At 72.8% G+C, this 20,970-nt stretch carries 20 protein-coding genes and 2 tRNA genes; 14 read left to right on the top strand and 8 right to left on the bottom strand.

Annotation, left to right across the window (positions count from 1 at the left end):
- Positions 1-113: 113 nt before the first annotated feature.
- The 4 genes from ACH01S_RS04325 to ACH01S_RS04320 form a co-directional block, all read right to left on the bottom strand.
- Positions 114-184, bottom strand: a tRNA-Gln gene (locus ACH01S_RS04325).
- Positions 185-271: 87 nt separating this feature from the next.
- Positions 272-343, bottom strand: a tRNA-Gly gene (locus ACH01S_RS43200).
- A 148-nt stretch (positions 344-491) separates the two neighbouring features.
- Complete coding sequence (locus ACH01S_RS43195; protein ID WP_157406267.1) at positions 492-662, bottom strand: LPFR motif small protein; 171 nt, start codon at positions 660-662, stop codon at positions 492-494.
- A gap of 52 nt (positions 663-714) precedes the next feature.
- Positions 715-1,500 (bottom strand): putative protein N(5)-glutamine methyltransferase, encoded by a 786-nt coding sequence (locus ACH01S_RS04320; RefSeq protein ID WP_067885577.1) that lies wholly within the window; start codon positions 1,498-1,500, stop codon positions 715-717.
- A gap of 60 nt (positions 1,501-1,560) precedes the next feature.
- Between ACH01S_RS04320 and ACH01S_RS04315 the strand changes: the two genes are divergently transcribed.
- The 5 genes from ACH01S_RS04315 to qcrB all read left to right on the top strand — a co-directional run bounded on the left by ACH01S_RS04315 (position 1,561) and on the right by qcrB (position 6,688).
- Entirely contained in the window at positions 1,561-2,271 is a 711-nt protein-coding gene (locus ACH01S_RS04315) for a 2OG-Fe(II) oxygenase (protein ID WP_067885575.1), read from the top strand.
- 44 nt (positions 2,272-2,315) lie between these two features.
- A complete protein-coding gene (locus tag ACH01S_RS04310) occupies positions 2,316-3,170 on the top strand; it encodes a pentapeptide repeat-containing protein (RefSeq protein ID WP_067885573.1) in 855 nt (284 codons plus the stop codon).
- Positions 3,171-3,235: 65 nt separating this feature from the next.
- Complete coding sequence (locus ACH01S_RS44285) at positions 3,236-3,799, top strand: hypothetical protein (RefSeq protein ID WP_169809200.1); 564 nt, start codon at positions 3,236-3,238, stop codon at positions 3,797-3,799.
- A 2-nt stretch (positions 3,800-3,801) separates the two neighbouring features.
- Positions 3,802-4,953 carry a PrsW family intramembrane metalloprotease gene (locus ACH01S_RS04300; RefSeq protein ID WP_067885568.1) on the top strand — a complete coding sequence of 384 codons (1,152 nt, stop codon included), beginning with the start codon at positions 3,802-3,804 and terminating at the stop codon, positions 4,951-4,953.
- Between the two features lie 112 nt (positions 4,954-5,065).
- On the top strand, positions 5,066-6,688 hold the full coding sequence (qcrB, locus tag ACH01S_RS04295; RefSeq protein WP_067885566.1) for a cytochrome bc1 complex cytochrome b subunit: 1,623 nt from the start codon (positions 5,066-5,068) through the stop codon (positions 6,686-6,688).
- An 8-nt stretch (positions 6,689-6,696) separates the two neighbouring features.
- Here qcrB and ctaD read toward each other — a convergent pair whose 3' ends face one another.
- Positions 6,697-8,370: an aa3-type cytochrome oxidase subunit I gene (gene ctaD, locus ACH01S_RS04290; RefSeq protein WP_067885564.1), complete on the bottom strand. Its 1,674-nt coding sequence runs from the start codon at positions 8,368-8,370 to the stop codon at positions 6,697-6,699.
- A 128-nt stretch (positions 8,371-8,498) separates the two neighbouring features.
- Between ctaD and ACH01S_RS04285 the strand changes: the two genes are divergently transcribed.
- Together ACH01S_RS04285 and ACH01S_RS04280 are read left to right on the top strand one after the other, a co-directional pair.
- Complete coding sequence (locus ACH01S_RS04285; protein ID WP_246236773.1) at positions 8,499-8,942, top strand: YbhB/YbcL family Raf kinase inhibitor-like protein; 444 nt, start codon at positions 8,499-8,501, stop codon at positions 8,940-8,942.
- 85 nt (positions 8,943-9,027) lie between these two features.
- On the top strand, positions 9,028-10,215 hold the full coding sequence (locus tag ACH01S_RS04280; protein WP_067885560.1) for a zinc-dependent alcohol dehydrogenase: 1,188 nt from the start codon (positions 9,028-9,030) through the stop codon (positions 10,213-10,215).
- A gap of 57 nt (positions 10,216-10,272) precedes the next feature.
- Here ACH01S_RS04280 and ACH01S_RS04275 read toward each other — a convergent pair whose 3' ends face one another.
- Positions 10,273-12,375, bottom strand: coding sequence for a catalase (locus tag ACH01S_RS04275; RefSeq protein WP_067885558.1), 2,103 nt, complete (start codon positions 12,373-12,375; stop codon positions 10,273-10,275).
- A 267-nt stretch (positions 12,376-12,642) separates the two neighbouring features.
- Here ACH01S_RS04275 and ACH01S_RS04270 point away from each other — a divergent pair, with 267 nt between their 5' ends.
- The 3 genes from ACH01S_RS04270 to ACH01S_RS04260 all read left to right on the top strand — a co-directional run bounded on the left by ACH01S_RS04270 (position 12,643) and on the right by ACH01S_RS04260 (position 15,543).
- Complete coding sequence (locus ACH01S_RS04270) at positions 12,643-12,999, top strand: histone-like nucleoid-structuring protein Lsr2 (protein WP_067885556.1); 357 nt, start codon at positions 12,643-12,645, stop codon at positions 12,997-12,999.
- 17 nt (positions 13,000-13,016) lie between these two features.
- Complete coding sequence (locus ACH01S_RS04265) at positions 13,017-13,346, top strand: histone-like nucleoid-structuring protein Lsr2 (protein ID WP_067885554.1); 330 nt, start codon at positions 13,017-13,019, stop codon at positions 13,344-13,346.
- Between the two features lie 301 nt (positions 13,347-13,647).
- On the top strand, positions 13,648-15,543 hold the full coding sequence (locus ACH01S_RS04260) for a CASTOR/POLLUX-related putative ion channel (protein WP_067885552.1): 1,896 nt from the start codon (positions 13,648-13,650) through the stop codon (positions 15,541-15,543).
- A gap of 10 nt (positions 15,544-15,553) precedes the next feature.
- On the opposite strand, the gene ACH01S_RS04255 is transcribed toward ACH01S_RS04260, so the two are convergent.
- Entirely contained in the window at positions 15,554-16,558 is a 1,005-nt protein-coding gene (locus tag ACH01S_RS04255; protein WP_067885550.1) for a hypothetical protein, read from the bottom strand.
- A gap of 95 nt (positions 16,559-16,653) precedes the next feature.
- Positions 16,654-17,613 (bottom strand): MBL fold metallo-hydrolase, encoded by a 960-nt coding sequence (locus ACH01S_RS04250; RefSeq protein WP_067885548.1) that lies wholly within the window; start codon positions 17,611-17,613, stop codon positions 16,654-16,656.
- Positions 17,614-17,757: 144 nt separating this feature from the next.
- On the opposite strand from ACH01S_RS04250, the gene ACH01S_RS04245 reads away from it, so the two are divergent.
- Genes ACH01S_RS04245 through ACH01S_RS04230 form a run of 4 tightly spaced genes read left to right on the top strand, consistent with a single transcriptional unit; the run spans position 17,758 to position 20,967 of the window.
- Complete coding sequence (locus tag ACH01S_RS04245) at positions 17,758-19,107, top strand: hemolysin family protein (RefSeq protein WP_067885546.1); 1,350 nt, start codon at positions 17,758-17,760, stop codon at positions 19,105-19,107.
- A complete protein-coding gene (locus tag ACH01S_RS04240) occupies positions 19,104-20,123 on the top strand; it encodes a CNNM domain-containing protein (protein ID WP_067885544.1) in 1,020 nt (339 codons plus the stop codon). The genes ACH01S_RS04245 and ACH01S_RS04240 overlap by 4 nt, the downstream gene beginning before the upstream one ends.
- Before the next feature lie 60 nt (positions 20,124-20,183).
- Entirely contained in the window at positions 20,184-20,417 is a 234-nt protein-coding gene (locus ACH01S_RS04235) for a helix-turn-helix domain-containing protein (RefSeq protein WP_067885542.1), read from the top strand.
- Positions 20,418-20,421: 4 nt separating this feature from the next.
- Entirely contained in the window at positions 20,422-20,967 is a 546-nt protein-coding gene (locus tag ACH01S_RS04230) for a Clp protease N-terminal domain-containing protein (RefSeq protein WP_067885540.1), read from the top strand.
- The last annotated feature ends 3 nt before the right edge of the window (positions 20,968-20,970 follow it).

Genomic DNA, 20,970 nt, shown 5'->3' with positions numbered 1-20,970 from the left:
ATAGTCGCTCATCGTGCCCCATTTTAGTTTGACGACCAATATTTGAACGCCAAAATAAACGACGGCGGCAAGCCGCGTCAAGGCCGCGCCGGGCGGCGCGGCCTGCGGACATGCTGCTGGAGCAGGACTCGAACCTGCATGACGTGGTCCAGAGCCACGCATCCTGCCGTTGGATGATCCAGCACCGGGTGCCCGCCGGCGGGCGGTGGCGTCCGCCCGCTCGGGCACGGCGGACCGGCCGGGGGTCGTTACTCCCGCCGGTCCAGTCCAGAGCCGCACCCGGGAGTCGAACCCGGTCCGCCTGGTTGGAGGCCAGGAGTCTCACCACTTCGACCTGTGCGGCGCAACGCAATAGCGGCGACGCCAATTCGTGCCATTCGCTTTGCGTTACCCATATGGTGCGCGACAGGCGAGGAAGGGCGCAATCGAATTACGCCGCGGGGCCGCACCGGGGCCGTTCCCAGGGCGGCCCCGATGCGGCGTCGGCGACGTCAGATCGTCCTGCGGCGGGCCCGCGCGGAACGTCCGCGACCGGGGATCAGCAGGCGTTGCAGGACGCGGAACGGCAGCGTGACGACGGCGATGACCGCGCCCGCCACGGCGCTGAGAACGCCCGCGACGGTTCCGGCGATGGCGCTGAGCGCTGCACTGATGCGGCGCATGGGATTCACTCCTTCGAGTCGTCCTGACTCGCCCATACCCCGCCCCAGGGATTTACACGGATTTTGCGCCGATGACGACCGTGGCGTGGAATTCGTCGGATACCGCGACCTCGGCGCGCAGGCCGCCGCGCTCGACCGCCGCGACCGCGTCCGGGACCTGGCGCTCGCTCGTCTCGAAGAGCAGGCGCCCGCCCGGCGCGAGCCATCCGGACGCCCCGGCGGTGACGCGGCGCAGCACGGCGAGCCCGTCCGCGCCGCCGTCGAGCGCGACGCGCGGCTCGTGCACCCGCGCCTCGACCGGCAGCAGCGCGATCTCCCCGGCCGGGACGTAGGGGACGTTCGCGAGCAGCACGTCGACCCGCCCGCGCAGCGCGTCCGGGAGCGGCTCGAACAGGTCGCCCTCGTGGACGTGCCCGCCGAGCGGCGCGAGGTTGCGGCGGGCGCAGCGCACCGCCGCCGGTTCGACGTCGGCGGCGTGCAGTTCGCAGCCGTCCAGGACGGACGCGAGCGCCGCGCCCAGGGCGCCCGAGCCGCAGCACAGGTCGACGACGACGGGCCGGCGCGGCAGGTCCAGCGCGGCGGCCCGCCGGACGAGGAACTCGGTGCGCCGCCTCGGCACGAACACGCCGGGATCGACGGCGACGCGGAGCCCGCAGAACCCGGCCCAGCCGAGGACGTGTTCGAGCGGCAGCCCGGCGGCGCGCCGCTCCACCATCCCGGGCACGTCGCCGGCGGCCCCGGCCGTCTCCAGGATCAGGCGGGCCTCGTCCTCGGCGAAGACGCATCCGGCGGCGCGCAGCCTGGCGGCGACGGCGGATTCGGTGAGCGGCGCTGTCATGATCGCCCAAACGATATCCGAGCGGTGCAACGCTCCCCGCGCCACCGGTGTTCTCGGGACATGAGCATTTACGCGGACAGAGTCGCGGAGGCCGACTGGGCGGCGCTCGCCACGGAGATGGACGCCTACGGCGGCGCCCTGACGCCCCCGCTCCTCACCAAGGAGGAATGCGCCGACATCGCCGGCCTCTACGACGAGGTGGGACGGTTCCGCTCGACCGTCGACATGGAGCGGTACCGGTTCGGCTCCGGCCAGTACCGGTACTTCGCCGAGCCGTTCCCGGAGCCGGTCGGCGAGCTGCGCGCGGCGCTGTATCCGCGCCTGCTGCCGATCGCGCGGGAATGGGCGGCGCGGCTCGGACGTCCCGCGCCCTGGCCGGACACGCTCGCCGAGTGGCTCGGCGAATGCCACGCGGCCGGGCAGACGAAGCCGACCCCGATCCTGCTGCGCTACGGGCCGGAGGACTGGAACGCGCTGCACCGCGACCTCTACGGCGACCTGGTGTTCCCGATGCAGGTCGTGATCGGCCTGGACGAGCCCGGCGTCGACTACACCGGCGGCGAGTTCCTGATGGTCGAGCAGCGGGCCCGCGCGCAGTCCCGGGGGACGGCGACCCTGCTCCCGCGCGGGCACGGCCTGGTGTTCACGACGCGGGAGCGTCCCGTCCGGACGAAGCGCGGCTGGTCGGCGGGGCCGATGCGGCACGGGGTGAGCGTCGTCCGGTCGGGCCGCAGGCGGACGCTCGGCCTGGTCTTCCACGACGCGGCCTGACGGCGCGCGCGTCCGGTTCGCGGCATCCCGAAGGCGCGGCGACAATGGAGGGTCGCCCACCGACAAGGGGTTCCCGGTTGTCTCCGACGCTCGACCTCAAGGCCGACTGCGCGAACTGCTTCGGGCTGTGCTGCGTCGCGCTGCCCTTCGCCCGGTCGGCCGACTTCGCCGTAGACAAGAAGGCGGGCGAGCCGTGCCGGAACCTGCTCGCCGACTTCCGCTGCGGCGTCCACGCCGAGCTGCGCGAGCGCGGGTTCGCGGGCTGCACGGTCTTCGACTGCTTCGGCGCCGGGCAGAAGGTGTCGCGGGACACGTTCGGCGGACGCGACTGGCGGGGCGATCCGGGCGTCGCCCGCGAGATGTCCGCGGTGTTCCCGGTGATGCGGCAGCTCCACGAACTACTCCGCTACCTGGACGAGGCCGTCGCGCTGCCCGCCGCCGAACCCGTCCGCGGCGACCTGCGCGAGGCGCTGGACGGCGTCGTCCGCCTCACCGAGGGCGCACCGGCGGAACTCGCCGCGCTGGACGTCCGGGAGGTGCGGGGCGAGGTCAACGCCCTCCTCCTGCGCGTCAGCGAACTGGCCCGCGCGGGCATCTCCCGGCGCGGGAAGGACAGGCGCGGCGCCGATCTCATCGGCGCGCGCCTGAAGGGCGCCGACCTGCGCGGGGCCGACCTGCGCGGCGCCTACCTGATCGCCGCCGACCTGCGCGGCGCGGACCTGCGGCGCGCCGACCTGATCGGGGCGGACCTGCGGGACGCCGACCTGCGCGGCGCCGACCTCACCGGAGCGATCTTCCTGACCCGGCCCCAGCTCGACGCCGCCCGGGGCGACGCCGCCACGCGGATCCCGGCGGCGCTCGGCCGCCCCGCGCACTGGCGCGACCGGCCCGGCCGCTGACCGAGATGCCTGTTTAGCCCCGTCGACCAGGGGAATTTCCGCAGCGCACGTCATCGGGGGGCCGCGTGACGCAGGTGAGATGGTGGGGCACGGGGATGGTGGCGCTCGCGCTGCTGGTCCTCTGCTCCGCGCTGCCCCTGCTGGACCGCGCGCTCGGCAGCGGCGGCCAGCGCCTCGCGCCCGGCACGGTCGTGTCCATCGGCACCGAGCGCGACGGCGTCCGCCCGGTGACGGTGACCGTGCTGCGGGCCGGATGGGTGCTCAGTGCGGCGGACACATCCCTGACCAGCAACGTCAAGCTGCTCAGCGACGACGTCGTGTTCAACCTCAGCGTGGTCGTCCCGCTGTCCTCGCTGAACGCGCGCAAGCTCTGGGACGGTCTCGGCCGCATCGTCGCCGCCGGGGGCCGCGCGCGGCTCGCGACCGGGCCCGCGCCCGTCGTCACGGCGCACGGCATGACCGGGCTGACCGGGCGCATCGTCGGCCGCGACCGCGCCGGGGTCGCGGCCGTCTTCGCCACCGAAACGCTGGGCGCGACGGTCACGGCGGCCGGTCCGCCGCCCGCGTTCCGCGCGGCGGCCGCCGAGGTCGAGGCCATGGCGCGGACCGTCACCGTCGCGGCGCCCTAGCCGTGACCCGCGAGTCCGTGGACGAGGAGTCCCCGACCGGGCGTCCGGCGCGCGGCGGCGTGCCGCTGACGCGGCGCTCGGCGTTCTGGCTGTGGGCGGCGGTCTGCCTGATCGGCGGGTGGATCGCGGTCACCGGGCTGGACACCGCCGTCCGCGCGTTCCCGGCGGGCGCGATCGCGGGCGGCGCGCTGCTCGCGCCGACGCTGGTGGTCGGGGTGTGGGCGCTGCGGCGGCTGCATCCCGTGCGGACGCGTCCGATCGGGTACTCGCTCGTCGCTGTGGCGTGGGGGGCGTTCGGCGCGTTCGGGCTGGCGCTGCCCGCGAACGCGGCGTTCCAGGCGGTCCTGTCGAAGACGGCGGGGCCGGGCTTCAACGCGCAATGGGGCGCGGCGATCGCGGCCCCCGTGAACGAGGAGACCCTCAAGCTGCTCGGCGTGGTGACGCTGGCGCTGATGGCGCCGACGGCGGTCCGCGGTCCGCTGGACGGCTGGGGCTACGGCGCGCTCACCGGGTTCGGCTTCCAGATCGCGGAGAACTTCCTCTACGTCCTGAACACGATCGTGCTGACCGGCGCGACGCAGGACCTGCACGCCGCGTTCTTCTCGTTCGGCGGCCGCGTGATCGGCGGCGCCTGGTGGAGCCACTGGGCGATGACGGCGGTCGGCGGGGCGGGGCTCGGCTGCCTGCTCGGCCGCGCGACCCGGACGACCGCCGTGCTCGCCGCCGGAGCGTTCCTGCTGGCGATGGCGCTGCACGCGTGGTGGGACGCGCCCGTCCTCGCGGGCGTCGGGATGCTGGTGCTGAAGGGCCTGCCGATCCTGCTCGCCGCCGTCGTCGCCTATCGGCTGGCGCGGCGGCGCTACCTGGCGCACTTCCGGCGGACGGCCTACGCCGAGACGGTGCGGGGCGTGTTCGTCCCCGGCGAGGGGCACGTGCTCGCGCACCGCAAGTGGCGGCGGAAGGAGCGCTGGGACGTCCCGCCCGGCGAGCCGCGCCGCCTCCTCGCCCGCCTCCGCGCCACCGAACTGGACCTGATCGAGGACGGGCTCGGCGGCCTGGAGCACGACCCGCGGACGGCGGACCTGCTCCGCGACGACGTCCGCGACCTGCGCCGTCACCTCAACTCCTCGCCCACTCCCCCGCGCGTCGCCTGAACCGGGAAACGCCCCGCGCGGACGGCGCCCGACCCCCGCGCGCCGCGCGTTTGCCCCCACCGGCCCCGGGTACCCGCCCAGCGTTGATCAGTGCTCGGCCAGGGGAGACGCGATGGCGGGACGAAGGGGCGCGGCGAGGGCCGAGAAGCTGGAGGACGTCGCCTGGGGCGTCAACGACCGCCTCGGCTCCACCGAGTTCCTGCGCCGGAACCTGCGGAAGGCGTTCCCGAAGCACTGGTCGTTCCTGCTCGGCGAGATCGCGCTGTACTCGTTCATCGTCCTGCTGATCACCGGTGTGTACCTGACGATGTTCTTCCGGCCGGGCGGGATGACCGTCGTCTATGACGGCTCGTACGCGCCGCTCCGGGGGATCAAGATGAGCGAGGCGTACGCGTCCACCGTGCACCTGTCGTTCGACGTGCGGGGCGGGCTGCTGATGCGGCAGATCCACCACTGGGCGGCGAACCTCTTCGTCGCGGCGATCTCGATCCACCTGATGCGGATATTCTTCACCGGCGCGTTCCGCAAGCCCCGCGAGATCAACTGGCTGATCGGCGTCACGCTGTTCGGGCTGGCGCTGGCCGAGGGGTTCGCCGGGTACTCGCTGCCCGACGACCTGCTGTCCGGCACCGGGCTGCGGATCATGCAGGGCATCGTGCTGTCCATCCCGCTGATCGGGACGTACGCGAGCCTGTGGGTCTTCGGCGGCGAGTTCCCGGGGAGCGAGACCTTCATCCCGCGGCTGTTCACGGTGCACGTCCTGCTCGTCCCGGCGCTGCTGCTGGTGCTCATCACCGCGCACCTGATGATCCTCTGGCACCAGACGCACACGATCTGGCCCGCGCGGGGCCGCCGCGAGCGGTCGGTCACCGGCGAGCCGACGTTCCCGAGCTTCGCCGCGCAGAGCGCCGCCTACTTCCTCTACACGTTCGGTGTGCTCGCGCTGCTGGCCACGGTCGCGCAGATCAACCCCATCTGGCTGTACGGGCCCTACGAGCCGGACCAGGTGTCGGTCGGCTCGCAGCCCGACTGGTACGTCGGGTTCCTCGAAGGGTCGCTGCGCATCATGCCCGCCGCGTCGACCACCGTGTTCGGGCACACCGTGTCGTGGAACGTGCTGCTGCCCGCCGTCGTCCTGCCGGGCGTGTTCCTGACGCTCATCGCGCTGTACCCGTTCGTGGAGCGCTGGGCGACCGGAGACGAGCGCCTGCACCACCTGCTGGACCGTCCGCGCAACGCCGCGACCCGGACGGCGATCGGCGTCGCCGTCATCGCCTGGTACGGGAACCTGTGGGCGGCGGGCGGCAACGACGTCATCTCCGAGGTGTTCCACATCCGCCTCTTCTGGACGACCTGGTTCTTCCGCGTCGGCTTCTTCGTCGCCCCGCTGCTGGCGTTCACGGTGACCCGGCGGGTCTGCCTCAGCCTGCAACGCCGCGACCTGCGAAAGCGCGAGGAGGGCGTGGAGAGCGGCCTCGTCTCGCTGACCCCGGACGGCGGCTTCACCGAACGGCACGAGCGGCCGTCCGCCGACGAGGGGGCCCTGCTGCGGACGCGGCGGCCCGGCGAGCTCGTCGCCCCGTACCCGCACCACGTGATCCCGCTGCCGACGCCCGACCGCGCCCGCACCCAGCTCCGGACCCGCGTCAACCGCTTCTACCTCAACTACCAGAGCGAGGCGGACGGCGGCGGCCAGGGCGACCTGAGCCGGGACTCGAACGAGGACGGCGGGTAGCGCGGCCGTCAGTCCGGCAGGATGAGCTCGGCCTGCTCCGGCGACTCCTTCGGCGGGTAGTGCAGGTCGAACGCCGGGCGCACCGACCGGATCCGCGGCATCGACGTGAAGTTGTGCCGGGGCGGCGGGCAGGACGTCGCCCATTCCAGCGAGCCGCCCGCGCCCCACGGGTCGTCCACGCCGACCCTCTCGCCGCGCCGCCAGGTGAACAGGACGTTCCACAGGAACGCGAACGTCGACGCGCCGAGGACGAACGACCCGACCGACGAGACGAAGTTCAGCGTGGCGAACTGCTCGGGGTAGTCGGCGTACCGGCGCGGCATTCCCTCCGCCCCCAGCCAGTGCTGGACGAGGAACGTCGTGTGGAACCCGACGAACAGGCTCCAGAAATGGATCTTCCCCCAGGTCTCGTTCAGCATCTTCCCGGTCATCTTCGGCCACCAGAAGTAGAAGCCGCCGAACATGGCGAACACCACCGTCCCGAACAGGACGTAGTGCAGGTGGCCGACGACGAAGAACGAGTCGGTGAGGTGGAAGTCCAGCGCCGGGGAGGCGAGGATCACCCCGGTCAGCCCGCCGAACAGGAACGTCGTGAGGAACCCGAGCGCGAACAGCATCGGCGTCTCGAAGGTCAGCTGCCCCTTCCACAGCGTCCCGACCCAGTTGAAGAACTTGATCCCGGTCGGGACGGCGATCATGAAGGAGGTGATCGAGAAGAACGGCAGCAGCACCTGCCCGGTGGCGAACATGTGGTGCGCCCAGACCGTCATCGACAGCCCGCTGATCGCGATGGTCGCGGCGACCATGCCGAGGTAGCCGAACAGCGGCTTGCGCGCGAACACGGGGATGATCTCGGTGATGATCCCGAAGAACGGCACCGCGACGATGTAGACCTCCGGATGGCCGAAGAACCAGAACAGGTGCTGCCAGAGCAGCGCCCCGCCGGTCGCGCCGTCGTAGATGTGCGCGCCGAGCCTCCGGTCGGCCTCCAGCGCGAACAGCGCGGCCGTCAGCACCGGGAACGCGATGATGATCATCAGTGCGGTGAGCAGGACGTTCCAGCAGAAGATCGGCAGCCGGAACATGACCATGCCGGGCGCCCGCATCGCCACGATCGTCGCGATCATGTTGACGCCGGTCAGCGTCGTGCTCACCCCGGACAGGATCAGCCCCATCACCCACAGGTCCTTGCCGTGGCCGGGCGAGAACGTCGGCGAGGTGAGCGGCGAGTAGGCGAACCAGCCGAAGGACGCCGCGCCCTCCGGCATCAGGAACCCGGCGAGGACGAGCAGCGCGCCGAACAGGAACAGGTAGTAGCTGAGGGTGTTGAGCCTCGGGAAGGCCACGTCCGGCGCGCCGATCTGGAGCGGGACGATCACGTTCGCGAACCCGGCGAACAGCGGCGTCGCGAACAGCAGCATCATGATCGTGCCGTGGATCGTGAACAGCTCGTTGTACCGCTCGGCGCCCATCACCTGCGTGCCGGGCTCCAGCAGCTCCGCCCGCATCAGCATGGCCATCAGCCCGGCGATCAGGAACATCGTGAACGACGTGGCGAGGTACAGGTAGCCGACGACCTTGTGGTCGGTGGTCGCGAGGACGTCCCCGATCCGGGTGCCCTTGCGGTGCCGCGCGAGCGCGTCGGCGGCGCTGGTGTCGGTCTCGTCCCGCACGGCCGTCATCGCGGTTCCCTCCCTGCTCCCGAGCCCACCGGACCGGTTGCCGGGGAGACCCGTTTCAAACGCGGGCCGTCCCGGGGCGCGGGGGGCATCGTTCGCCGGTCACCGGGCACGACGGCGGCATGGAGGAGATGACGCTCAGCAGCCCCGCGTTCGCCGACCACGGGCCGATCCCCGCCGCCCACTCCCACGCGGCCGGGGACGTCTCCCCGCCGCTGCGCTGGACCGGCGTGCCCGCCGCCTGCCTGGAACTGGCCCTGACCTGCGAGGACCCGGACGCTCCCGGCGGGACGTTCCTGCACTGGGCGCTCGGCGGCATCCCGCCGGAGCGCGACGGGCTCGGCGCCGACGAGCAGCGCCCGCGCATCGCGCGGGGCCGCAACGACTACGGCGACAACGGGTACGGCGGCCCGCATCCGCCCGTGGGCGACCCGCCGCACCGGTACGTCTTCACGCTGTACGCGCTGCGCAGGCCGTCCGGGCTGACGTCCGGGTTCGCGATCGACGAGCTGCGCGCCGCCCTTCGGGGCAACGTCCTCGCGACCGCCGAACTGGTCGGCGCCTACGGCCGCTGACGTTTCGCGCCGCCGGGCCGGGTAGGGGCCTGGACCGGTCTAACTGTTCGCGTGATCTCGCGTGCGCGGAGTCGGAGGAGGCTCGATGAAGGCTGTCACCTGGCACGGCAAACGGGACGTCCGGGTCGAGAACGTGCCCGACCCGACGATCAAGGAGCCGGACGACGCGATCATCAGGGTCACCTCGTCCGGGATCTGCGGGTCGGACCTGCACCTGTACGAGGTGCTCGGCCCGTTCATGGGCGAGGGCGACATCCTCGGCCACGAGCCGATGGGCGTCGTCGAGGAGACCGGGCCGGAGGTCACGCACGTCAGGCCCGGCGACCGCGTCGTCATCCCGTTCAACATCTCGTGCGGCCGCTGCCACATGTGCGACATGCAGCTCTACGCCCAGTGCGAGACGACGCAGGTCCGCGAGGAGGGCATGGGCGCGGCGCTGTTCGGCTACACCCGGCTGTACGGGCAGGTGCCGGGCGCGCAGGCCGAGTACCTGCGGGTGCCGCAGGCGCAGTTCGGCCCGATCAAGGTGCCGGACGGCCCGCCCGACGAGCGCTTCGTCTACCTGTCGGACGTGCTGCCCACCGCGTGGCAGGCCGTCGACTGGGCCGACCTCCCCGAGCGCGGGACGCTCGCCGTCCTCGGCCTCGGCCCGATCGGCCAGATGGCGGCGCGCATCGCGCGGGTGCTCGGGCACCGGGTGATCGGGGTGGACCTCGTCCCGGAGCGGCTGGAGATGGCGCGGCGGCACGGCATCGAGGTGATCGACGCCGACGACGCCGACGACGTCCCGGACGCGGTCCGGCAGACGACAGGCGGCCGGGGCCCCGACTCGGTGATCGACGCGGTCGGGATGGAGGCGCACGGCTCGCCCGGCGCCAAGTTCGCGCAGACCCTCACCGGCCTGCTGCCGGGCAACTCCGCGGCGCCGCTGATGTCGCGCGTCGGGGTGGACCGGCTCGCCGCGCTGACCACCGCGATCGAGACCGTCCGCCGGGGCGGGACGATCTCCGTCATCGGCGTGTACGGCGGCATGACCGACCCGCTGCCGATGCTGCGCATGTTCGACAAGGGCATCGCGCTCCGGATGGGCCAGGCGCACGTCAAGAAGTGGATCGGCGACCTGCTTCCGCTGGTCACCGACGACGCCGACCCGCTCGGGGTGATGGACCTCGCGACCCACCGGCTGCCGCTCGCGGACGCGCCGCGCGCCTACGAGATGTTCCAGAAGAAGCAGGACGGCGCGATCAAGGTGCTCCTCCAACCGAACACCTGAGATTCGCGAGCGAGGGCCCGGGCGCGGCGCACCCGGGCCCTCGCTCGCCTCCGTCAGTCAGGCGGGGACGTGGTCCTTCTTGCGGGTCCAGTGCCGGTGCGCCTTGACGGCGTCGATCAGCTTGGCCGCGAAGTCGCCGCTCGGGCCCGTCGCGGTGACGACGCCGCTGTCGCTGACCGTCCCGCCGCCGTCCGAGGCGACCTGCACGCCGTTGATCCCGGCGCGCTCCAGCAGCCCGATGCCCGCGTCGAGCGCGCCGACCGCCTTGCAGTGGACGAACGCCTCCGCGACGAAGTGCACGGCGTCGCCGTCCTCGGCGAGCGTCCGCACGCTCTGGTCGCCGCCTGGCACGAGGACCGCGTCGTACAGGACGGACGCCACGGTCGGCATCGCCCGCGTCACCTCGACCTGGCCCCCGTTCGCGGCCTGGAGGAACCCGTCCTTCGCGGCGAGGACCTCGCACACGGCCCCGGCGTCGGTCAGCGCCTCGCCGACCGCCGCGACGGCCGCCGAGTCGACCCCGTTCGCCGCCAGGATCGCGATCTTGCGTCCGCGCACCGAGTCGGCGCGGGCGTGCGCCTGGCTGAGCGCGGGCGAGCTGCGGCCATGGTTGGCGCCGACCGGGGCCTGCGGCGGGTCCACCCCGACGCCCTCCGCGACCGCGACGGCGAGGTCGTGGTCGACGTGGTTGAGCCGCTCCACGACGCCCTCCCGGACGTGCCGCCGCTCGCACTTGCCGAGCTCGAACCGGAACGCGCCGACGATGTGCTCCCGCTCCCAGTCGGCCATGCTGTTCCAGAACAGCGTCGCCTGCGAGTAGTGGTCGGCGAAGCTCTCGCTCCGCTTGCGGACGACGTCGCCGTCCACCCGCTCCTGGTAGTGGGTGAAGGCCCCGTCGCCGCCGACCGCCGGGCACCCGCCGGACAGCGAGTTCTTGTGGTAGCTGGCCTGCCCCTGGTGGATGTCCATCTGGTGGTAGCCGTCGCGGTGGTGGTTGCGGACGTCGGCCACCGGGCGGTTCACCGGGATCTGCGGGAAGTTCGGCCCGCCGAGCCGGATCAGCTGCGTGTCCAGGTAGGAGAACAGCCGGGCCTGGAGCAGCGGGTCGTTGGTGAAGTCGATGCCGGGCACGACGTTGCCGATGCAGAACGCGACCTGCTCGGTCTCGGCGAAGAAGTTGTCCGGGTTGCGGTCCAGGGTCAGCGTGCCGACCGGCCGCACCGGCACCTCCTCCTCCGGGATGATCTTGGTCGGGTCGAGCAGGTCGAACCCGAACCGGTGCTCGTCCTCGACCGGGACGAGCTGGACGCCGAACTCGTACTCGGGGAAGTCGCCCGCCTCGATCCGCTCCCACAGGTCGCGGCGGTTGAAGTCGGGGTCCTTGCCCGCGATCTTCTGCGTCTCGTCCCAGGCGAGCGAGTGCGTGCCGAGTTTCGGCTTCCAGTGGAACTTCACGAACGTCGGCCGCCCCTCGGCGTTCACGAGCCGGAACGTGTGGACGCCGAACCCCTCCATCATCGCGTAACTGCGCGGCAGGGCCCGGTCCGACATCAGCCACATCATCATGTGCATCGTCTCGGGCTGGAGCTGCACGAAGTCCCACAGCGTGTCGTGCGCGGACGACGCCTGCGGCATCTCGTTCGGCGGCTCCGGCTTCACCGCGTGCACGAAGTCGGGGAACTTGATGCCGTCCTGGATGAAGAACACCGGCATGTTGTTGCCGACGAGGTCGAAGTTGCCCTGCGCCGTGTAGAACTTCGTGGCGAAGCCGCGGACGTCGCGGACCGTGTCCGCCGACCCGCGCGACCCCGCGACGGTTGAGAACCGTACGAACACCGGCGTCGACAAGGACGTGTCGCGCAGGAACTCGGCGGTCGTGTAGTCGGCGAGCGACTCGTGCAACTGGAAATGGCCGTAGGCGCCCGTGCCGCGCGCGTGCACGACGCGTTCCGGAATCCGCTCGTGGTCGAAATGGGTGATCTTCTCGCGGAGATGGAAGTCCTCGATCAGGGTCGGGCCGCGTTCGCCCACGGTCAGCGAGTTGTCAGTGTCGTCGACCCTGATTCCCTGGTCGGTGGTGAGCCGCGCGTCCTCCGGGCTCACCCGCCGACGCCGCAACTGCTCCTGCTTGGGGTCCTCCCGGCCGGCGGGGTTGGCCATTGTCAGCTCCCTCGGTGGTGAATGGACACTGGGGCGGCTACCCCGCCAAATCGGGGACATGCGGGCTTTGACCGGACTTTGATTTGCGCCGCCCGCCGGGCCCGCCCCCGCCGTCCCGGGCGGCCGGACGCGCCCGGCGTCCGCCCCGGACGACCCCGCCTTCCTGCCCGGACGACCCCGCCTTCCTGCCCCTTCGCGCCTCCCTCCCCCGGAATCCGCTACGGTCGGGGACGCCGCGCAGGCGAGGGGAAGGAAGACTGAGTACACATGGCCGAGAAGGTCATTAGGGTGGACGACATCGACGGCGCCGAAGGCGGCGATGTCGCAAAGCGGGACTTCCAAGTCCTGGGCCGGACGTTCACGATCGACTTGAGCGACGACAACTTCAGCCGCCTGAACGGGACGCTGGACGCGCTCGCGCCCTTCATCGAGAACGCCGTCGAGGTGAAGCCCGCGGGGAAGGGCCGCAAGTCGCCCGCCGCGAAGATCAAGGGCTACACGAACGGCGATGTCCGGGCCTGGGCATTGCGAAGTGACATCGAAGTCTCCGAACGTGGCAAGATATCGGATGAGGTCTATGCTGCATTCATCGAGGCACATCCGGACGCGAAGCCGGAGGCATAGCTAGAGGGAGTCCCCGCATGGCACAGAAGGTCGAAGTCCTTCTCGTGGATGACATCGACGGAGGAGAGGCCGACGAGACCGTCAGCTTTTCCATCGATGGCACCGCATACGAGATCGACCTGAGCAAGAAGAACGCCGCCAAGCTGCGCAACGGCCTGGAGCCGTTCGTCGCCGGCGCCCGCAAGGCGCGCAGGCCCGCCGGACGCGGTGGCCGCGCCACCCGCACCGCGGGCAGCCGCGAGCGCTCCGCCGAGATTCGAGAGTGGGCGAAGAGCCGCGGCATCAAGGTCAATGAGCGGGGCCGTATCCCCGCCAATGTGATCGAGCAGTACGAGGCCGCGCACTAGCGGTCGCCCGCGCCGCCGGACGGAGTTCCGGCGGGGCGCCAGGGGCCGGGGTGGGGAATTTTCTCCGCACCCCGGCCTCTTACGTGCGCATCGGGCAAATCACCTTTTCGGTACCGCATTCCCCGCGCCGGGACCGCGCCGCGAACCGCCGGTGGCACCGCACGGGCCGCGGAAGGTGGAGAATGCCGGGAATGGTGCGAGATAAGACAATAGGCTCGCCGCAGGGGAACGGCCGAGGGGGCAGACCGGCTTGAGAGGCGCGACGCGACGGGACCGTGTCCGTTACTGGTTCGACACCACGATGTCCAAGGGGACGCCCGCGCTGATCGGCTGGCTCGCCCTCGCGTCGGCGGCGCTCGTGCTCGTGGTGGCGACGGCGGCGGTGCTCGTCGCGCCGCGCGACAGCGACGAGAACGGGCACTGGCCCGGCATGGTGTGGCGCAGCCTGCTCCGCACGCTCGACCCGGGGACGATGGGCGGCGACAGCGGCACCGGACCGTTCCTCGCGCTGATGCTGGTGTCCACGATCGGCGGGATCTTCATCGTCAGCTCGCTGATCGGCGTCCTCACCACCGGCCTCGAAGCCAAGATCACCGAGCTGCGGAAGGGCCGGTCGCGGATCGTCGAGCACGGGCACACCGTCCTGCTCGGCTGGTCCGAGCAGGTGTTCACGGTGGTCGCCGAGCTGGTGGAGGCGAACCAGAGCAAGCGCCGCTCGTGCGTGGCGATCCTCGCCGACCGCGACAAGGTCGAGATGGAGGACGCGATCCGCGCCCGCGTCGGCGACCTCGGCCGCACCCGCATCGTGTGCCGCACCGGCGACCCGCTGAAGGTCGCGGACGTGGAGCTCGTCTCCCCCGGCACCGCCCGCTCCATCATGATCGTCACACCGGAGGCGGAGGACGCCGACACGCGCGTCATCAAGGTGCTCCTGTCGCTCGGCGCCCGGACGTGGGGCCGGACCCGCCCGCACGTGGTCGCCGCCGTGCACGACTCGGCGAACCTGCCCGCGGCGCGGCTCGCGGGCGGGCCGTCCGCGCACGTGATCGACGCCGACGACGTCGCGATCCGGCTGATCGTCCAGTCGCACCGGCAGTCGGGGCTGTCGCAGGTGTGCACGGACCTGCTCGACTTCGCGGGCCACGAGTTCTACATGCGCGCCGAGCCCGCGCTCACCGGGTCGACGTTCGGCGACTCGCTGTCGGCCTACGAGCTGGGCGTCCCGTCCGGGCTGCGCCGCGCCGACGGGACGGTCCTGCTCAACCCGCCGATGGACACGGTGATCCGGGCGGACGACGAGATCATCGTCCTGGCCGAGGACGACCTGCTGATCCGGCTCGCCGCGACGCCCGCGCCGCCCGTGAAGGAGTCGGCGATCACGACGGCGACCGTCCGGGCGCCGGTGCCCGAGCGGACGCTGATGCTCGGCTGGAACCACCGCGCCCCGAAGATCATCGAGCTGCTGGACGAGTTCCTCGCGCCCGGCTCCGCCCTCGTCGTCGCCGCGCCGCGCGCGGACCCGACCGACGACCTGCGCCCGCCCGCGAACCTCAAGCTGGGCTTCACCCGCGCCGAGCCGACCGAGCGGCCCTCCCTCGAATCCCTGGACGTCGGCTCCTACCAGCGCGTGATCGTCCTGTCCGAGGAGGGCTACGACCGGGAGCACGCCGACGCCCGCACCCTGGTCACCCTGCTGCACCTGCGCGACATGGAGGACGCCCTCGGCGACCCCTCGGCCCCCGACCGGGCCGACCCTGCCACTGGTGGGGGGACGACCCCCCACACCCCCCGGAACGACCCTTTCGCGATCGTGAGCGAGATCAACGACGACGCCAACCGGGAGATCGCGCAGGTCACCAAGGCCGACGACTTCGTCGTCAGCGAGAAGCTGATCAGCCTGATGCTCACCCAATTGAGCGAGAACCGGCACCTGTACGACGTGTTCGCCGACCTGCTCGACCCGGCCGGGTCGGAGATCTACCTCAAGCCCGCCTGCGACTACCTCGCGCCGGGCGCCGAGGCCGACTTCGCGACGCTGATCGAGTCGGCGCGGCGGCGCGGGGAGGTCGCGCTCGGGTACCGGCTGACCGCGCGGTTCCACGAGCCGCCCGGCTACGGCGTGGTGCTGAACCCGGACAAGCGGGCCCCGCTGACGCTGTCCGCCGACGACCGGGTGATCGTGCTCGCGGAGAACTGACCGCGGCGGATCACTCGCCGGGGAGGGTGAGGTCGCGGTCCGCGCGCCGAGCGCTCGTGCCGCGGTCGCGCAGCGCCCGCTCGGCGCGGCGCGCCTCGTCGGCCATCCCGCGGATCTCCGCGCCCGCCAGCTCGTCCCCGACCGTGCTCGCGAGCAGGTCGCGGTAGCGGGCGTTCTGCTCGGGCAGCCCCTGCAGGACGCGCGACTCGTGAAAGGCGTCGTCGGCCTCCTCCGCCCGCCGCGCGTACGCCTCCAGCGCCTCGATCCGCCCGGTGACGGACCGGACCGACGCCGCGAGCGCCCGGTCCTGCGGTTCGAGCAGGGCGCGCACCTCCGGCGACAGCCGTTCGGGCTGCTGCGCGACGCGTTCCCGGCGCAGCCGGGTGTGCTCGGCGAGCGCGCACGCGATCTCCCATTCCTGCCTCGGCAGGACGACGGTGTTGTTGACGTCGTCGAGGAGCCCGGCGCCGTGCGACCGCGACCCGAGGACGGCGTCGACGGCCCGCTGCGCCCGGACGAGCAGCCGCGCCGCGGGCCCGTCGAAGTCGCCCGGCAGCAGGTAGGACCCGTGGTGCTCGCGCGCGGCGCGGGCGGCGGCGGGCTCGCGGACGTAGCGCAGCGCGCCGACCGTCCACCCGGTGAAGCTCACCGCGGCGAGCAGGAAGGCCGCCTCGGTCTGCCCGAGCAGGAGCAGGAGGATCTGCAGCGCGGGCGTGACCATCATCGCGACGATGGGCGCCCTCCCCCACCGCGCGGCGCCCCCGACGAGGTCGTCCCCGTCGAGCGAGGCGAGCAGGAACAGGCGCAGCCACCCGCCGGGCAGCACGCCGTAGAAGAACGCGAACACCGGTATCCAGACCAGCCGCGCGACGACCGTGGCGGGGCGCAGCCGCGGCCGCGGCGGGGCGGGGCGGCAGGCCGGGACGAGCCGTTCCGGCGCGGCGGCGAGGACGGCGCGGTCGTCGCCGGGGACGCCGGGATCGAACACCGGACGGGGGCGGATCTCCTCATTCATGGGCACTCCCCACCGACCCTAGGCAGGCGGGCCGCCCGGCTCCGCGAATGTCACGGGATCCGGACATCGGACGCTGCCGCGGGCCCATCGCCGGGTCAGTCCTGTAGCGCGGCCCAGACCTCGCGGTCGCGGTCGGCCGTCCAGATCCGGGGACGTTCGACGCCGTCCATCTCGTCCCAGAGGCGGGACACGTCGAACGGCAGGCAGTGCTCGAAGATCGGCCAGCGGCCGTAGGCGGGCGCGAGCGCGCCGTGGACGGCCTCGAAGGCGTCCTTGAGCGTGCCGCCCGCGTCCTTGACCCGGCCGGTCTCGCGGATCATCGTGTCCAGGAAGTCGCGGGTCTGCGCGACGGCGGCGGCCGCCTCGTCCCGGCCGTGCGCGACCGCGCCGCGCCCGCCGACGAGCGTCTCCGCGCCGAACGAGGCGACGTGGTCGAGCGTCCCGGTCGCCCATTCGCGGTGGAAGGCGTCCCCGGTGTAGAGGGCGGCCTGCGTCTCGACGAGGTCCCCGGCGAACAGGATCCGGTGCCGGGGCAGCCAGGCCACGATGTCGCCCTCGGTGTGGCCGCGCCCGCAGTGGGCGAGGTCGAGGTCGCCGCGGTCGCCGCCGAGGTCGATGGTGAGCGTGCTGGAGAACGTCACGGTCGGCCAGGTGAGGCCGGGGATGCCGTCCGGGTCCTTGAACAGCCGGGGCATCCGGCCGAGCTCGGACTCCCAGTCCTGCTTGCCGCGCTCGGCGATCAGCGAGCGGGTGCGGTCGTGGGCGATGACCACGGGCGCGCCGAACGCGCTCGCGCCGAGCGTCCGGACGGCGTGGTAGTGCGAGAGGACGAGGTACCGGATCGGCTTGTCGGTGTGCGCCCGCAGCACCGTGAGCCAGTCCCGGGCGGCGGCGGGCGTGGCGAGGGCCTCGAAGCAGACGAGGAAGTCCTCGCCCTCGACGGCGCCGATGTTCGGGTCGCCCTCGGCGGTGAGCGCGTACACGCCGTCGGCCAGGATCTCCAGGGTCGGGGTCTTGTCGCCCAGATCTGCGGACGACGCGAACGGCTTGGGCATGGGCGCCCCCTCGCATCCGGTGGCCGCGGCCTCTGCTCGTCCATGGTTCATTCCACACAGAGCGGTAGATAACCGTCCTGATCGCCCGTTGGGAGAGCGGGTAGGAAGATCTCGCACAGCGACCGGAGGCGAAGGGAGCGCAGGGTGATCGCGGGGCTGGGACTGCTGGCCGTCCTCGTGCTGACCGCCGCGACGGGCTACTTCGTGGCGCAGGAGTTCGCGTTCGTCACGGCGGACCGTCCGGTGCTCGACCAGCGCGCCGCCGAGGGCGACCGGGCCGCCGCGCGGGCGGTGCGCGTCATGGGACGGCTGTCGTTCATGCTGTCCGGGGCGCAGCTCGGCATCACGGTCACCGCCCTGGTCGTCGGGTTCATCGCCAAGCCCGCGCTGGGCGACCTGATCGACCCGGCGCTGGACGCGGCCGGGGTCCCGGCGGCGCTGTCGGCCGGGCTCGCGGTGGCGCTCGGGTTCGGGATCGCGACCGTCCTGCAGATGGTGCTGGGCGAGCTGTTCCCGAAGAACCTGGCGCTGGCGAAGGCGGAGCCGATGGCGCGGGCGCTGGCCGCGTCCACGCTCGTGTACCTGACGGTGGCGGGGCCGCTGATCAGGCTGTTCGACGCGGCGGCGAACCGGCTCGTCCGCGCGGTCGGCATCGAGCCGGTCGAGGAGCTGCACCACGGCGCGACGCTGGAGGAGCTCGGGCACATCATCGGCGAGTCCGGCGAGAAGCTCCAGGCGGGCCACGCCGACCTGCTGGAGCGCGCCCTCGTGTTCGCCGAGCTGGACGCCGAGGAGGTGATGATCCCGCGCGTGGACGTGGTGACCGTGCCCGCGTCCGCCCGCGCCGCCGAGCTGGACGACGTGATCTCGGCGAGCGGCCACTCCCGGTACCCGGTCGTCGGCGACAGCGTCGACGACCTCGTCGGCGTCGTCGGCCTGGCGGAGCTGATCCGGCTCAGCCCGGAGGAGGCGGAGCGCACCGAGGTCCGCGCGATCGCGCGGGAGCCGCTGCTGCTGCCGTCGTCGCTGCCGCTGCCGGACGTCGTCCTCCGGCTGCAGGGCGCCGCCGCGCCCTTCGCCTGCGTCGTGGACGAGTACGGCGGCTTCGCGGGCATCGTGACCTGGGAGGACGTCTCCGAGGAGCTGGTCGGTGAGATCGCCGACGAGAACGAGCCCGACGAGGACGTCGCGATCCGCACCGGCGAGTGGTGGACGACCGACGCCGGGCTCCGGATGGACGAGGTCGCCCACGAGACGGGCATCGGGCTCCCCGAAGGCGACTACGAGACCGTCGCGGGCCTCCTGCTGAAGCGGCTCGGCCGGGTCGCGCGGCGCGGGGACGTGGTGACCGTCGACCTCCCGCCGGAACGGCTGGACGAGCCCGCCCGCACCGCCGTGATCGAGGTGCTGACCGTCCGGCGGCACGTGCCGGGGCTGATCCGGGTCCGCACCGTCGTGCGGGCCGCGGCGGAGGGGCGGGAGGAGCGGCGATGAACCTGGCCCTGGGCGCGCCCGTCACGCTCGCCCTGCTCGCCGCGAACGGCTTCTTCGTCGCCACCGAGTTCGCGCTGGTCGCGGCCCGGCGGCCGCGGCTGGAGCGGACCGCGGCGCGGGGCGGCCGGGCCGCCGCCGCGGCGGTCGCCGGGATCGACGAGCTGTCGCTCACGCTCGCCGGGGCGCAGCTCGGCATCACGATGTGCTCGCTCGGCCTCGGGCTCGTGTCCGAGCCGGTGTTCGCGGAGACGCTCCTCCCGCCGTTCCACGCGGCGGGGCTGCCGTCCGGGGCGGCGCACGCGGTGGCGTTCGTCCTCGCGCTGGCGCTCGTGACGTTCCTGCACATGGTCGTCGGCGAGATGGCGCCGAAGTCGGTGGCGATCACCGATCCGGAGCGGGCGGCGGCGGCGCTCGGGCTGCCGTTCCGCGGGTTCGCGACCGTCGTCCGGCCGCTGCTCGCCGCGCTGAACGGGACGACGAACCTGCTGCTGCGGCTCGTCCGCGTCCAGCCGGTGAACGCGCGGGAGGTGTCGCGGACGCCGGAGCAGCTGCGCAGCATCGCGCTCGACTCGCGGCGCCTCGGGCTGATCGGCGACACCGAGCTGACACTGCTCACCGCCGCGCTGGACGCGCCGCGCGCCCCGCTCGCCGACCTCGTCGTCCCGGTCTCGGAGGTGGTGTCGGTGCCCGCGGCGGCGACCCCGCAGGAGGTGATCGACGCCGCCGTCGAGACCGGCAGCCTGCGGATCGTGCTGCGCGGCGGCGGACGGTCCGGCGCGGCGCGGATGGTGCACGTCCGGGACGCCTACCTGGCCCGCGCGCGGGGCCGCGCGACCCCGGCCGACGAGCTGGCGCACCCGGTCCCCGCGATGCCGATCGCGACGCCGGTCGGCCAGGCCGTCGCGATCCTGAAGCGGCACCACAGCCATCTCGGCCTCGCCGTCGCCCCGGACGGGCGCGCCGCCGGCCTCGTCACCCTCGACGACCTCCTGACGACCCTGATCGCCGTCCGCTGAGCCCCGAGGGGTGTCAACATGGGTTGACATCGCCTCCGGCGTCAACCTACATTGACAGGCATGAGCGATGGAGTGACGCTCGCCCAGGAGGCGAGCAGCCGGGACCCGGCGGTCGGGCTGCGGGCCGTCCGCGCGCTGCGCGAGCTGTCCGAGCGCCTGGAGGCGCTGCAGGTCGCGAGCGCCCGCGAGCAGGGCTGGTCCTGGCAGGAGATCGCGGTGTGCCTCGGGGTGAGCAGGCAGGCCGTCCACAAGAAGCACGGCGGCAGGCGCCGCATTCTGAAGAAGGAGGACTAGCGGGATGTTCGAGCGCTTCACCGCCGACGCGCGGGAGATCGTCGTCGGCGCGCAGGAGGAGGCCCGGCGCCTGCGGCACCACCACATCGGAACCGAGCACCTGCTGCTCGCCCTCCTCGCCGCGGACTGCCCGGAGGCGCGGGCCGCGGCCGCGCACGGGCTGACCGCCGACGACGTCCGGGCACGGCTCGCCCACCGGGGGGACCCGCTGGACCCCGAGGCGCTGAGCACGCTCGGCATCGACCTCGACGCCGTCCGGGAGGCGACGGAGCGGACGTTCGGCGAGGGCGCCCTCGACGTCCCCGCGGGCGCGCGCAAACCCGTCCGCAAGGGGCACATCCCGTTCACGCCGAGGGCGAAGAAGGCCCTGGAGCTGAGCCTGCGGCAGTCGATCCGGCTCAAGTCGGGAGACATCCGCACGGGCCACCTGCTGCTCGGCCTCCTCCAGGACGAGGGGTTCCTGTCGGCGCGGCTCGCGGCCGAGGCCGGTGTCGACCTGCCCGCGCTCCGCGCCGAGGCCGAGCGGCTGACGCGGTCGCAGGCCGCCTGACCC

Source organism: Actinomadura chibensis NBRC 106107 (assembly GCF_001552135.1).
Lineage (GTDB): Bacteria > Actinomycetota > Actinomycetes > Streptosporangiales > Streptosporangiaceae > Spirillospora > Spirillospora chibensis.
Note: the sequence above shows the minus strand (reverse complement) of the source record. Positions and strands in the feature narration are given on the sequence as shown.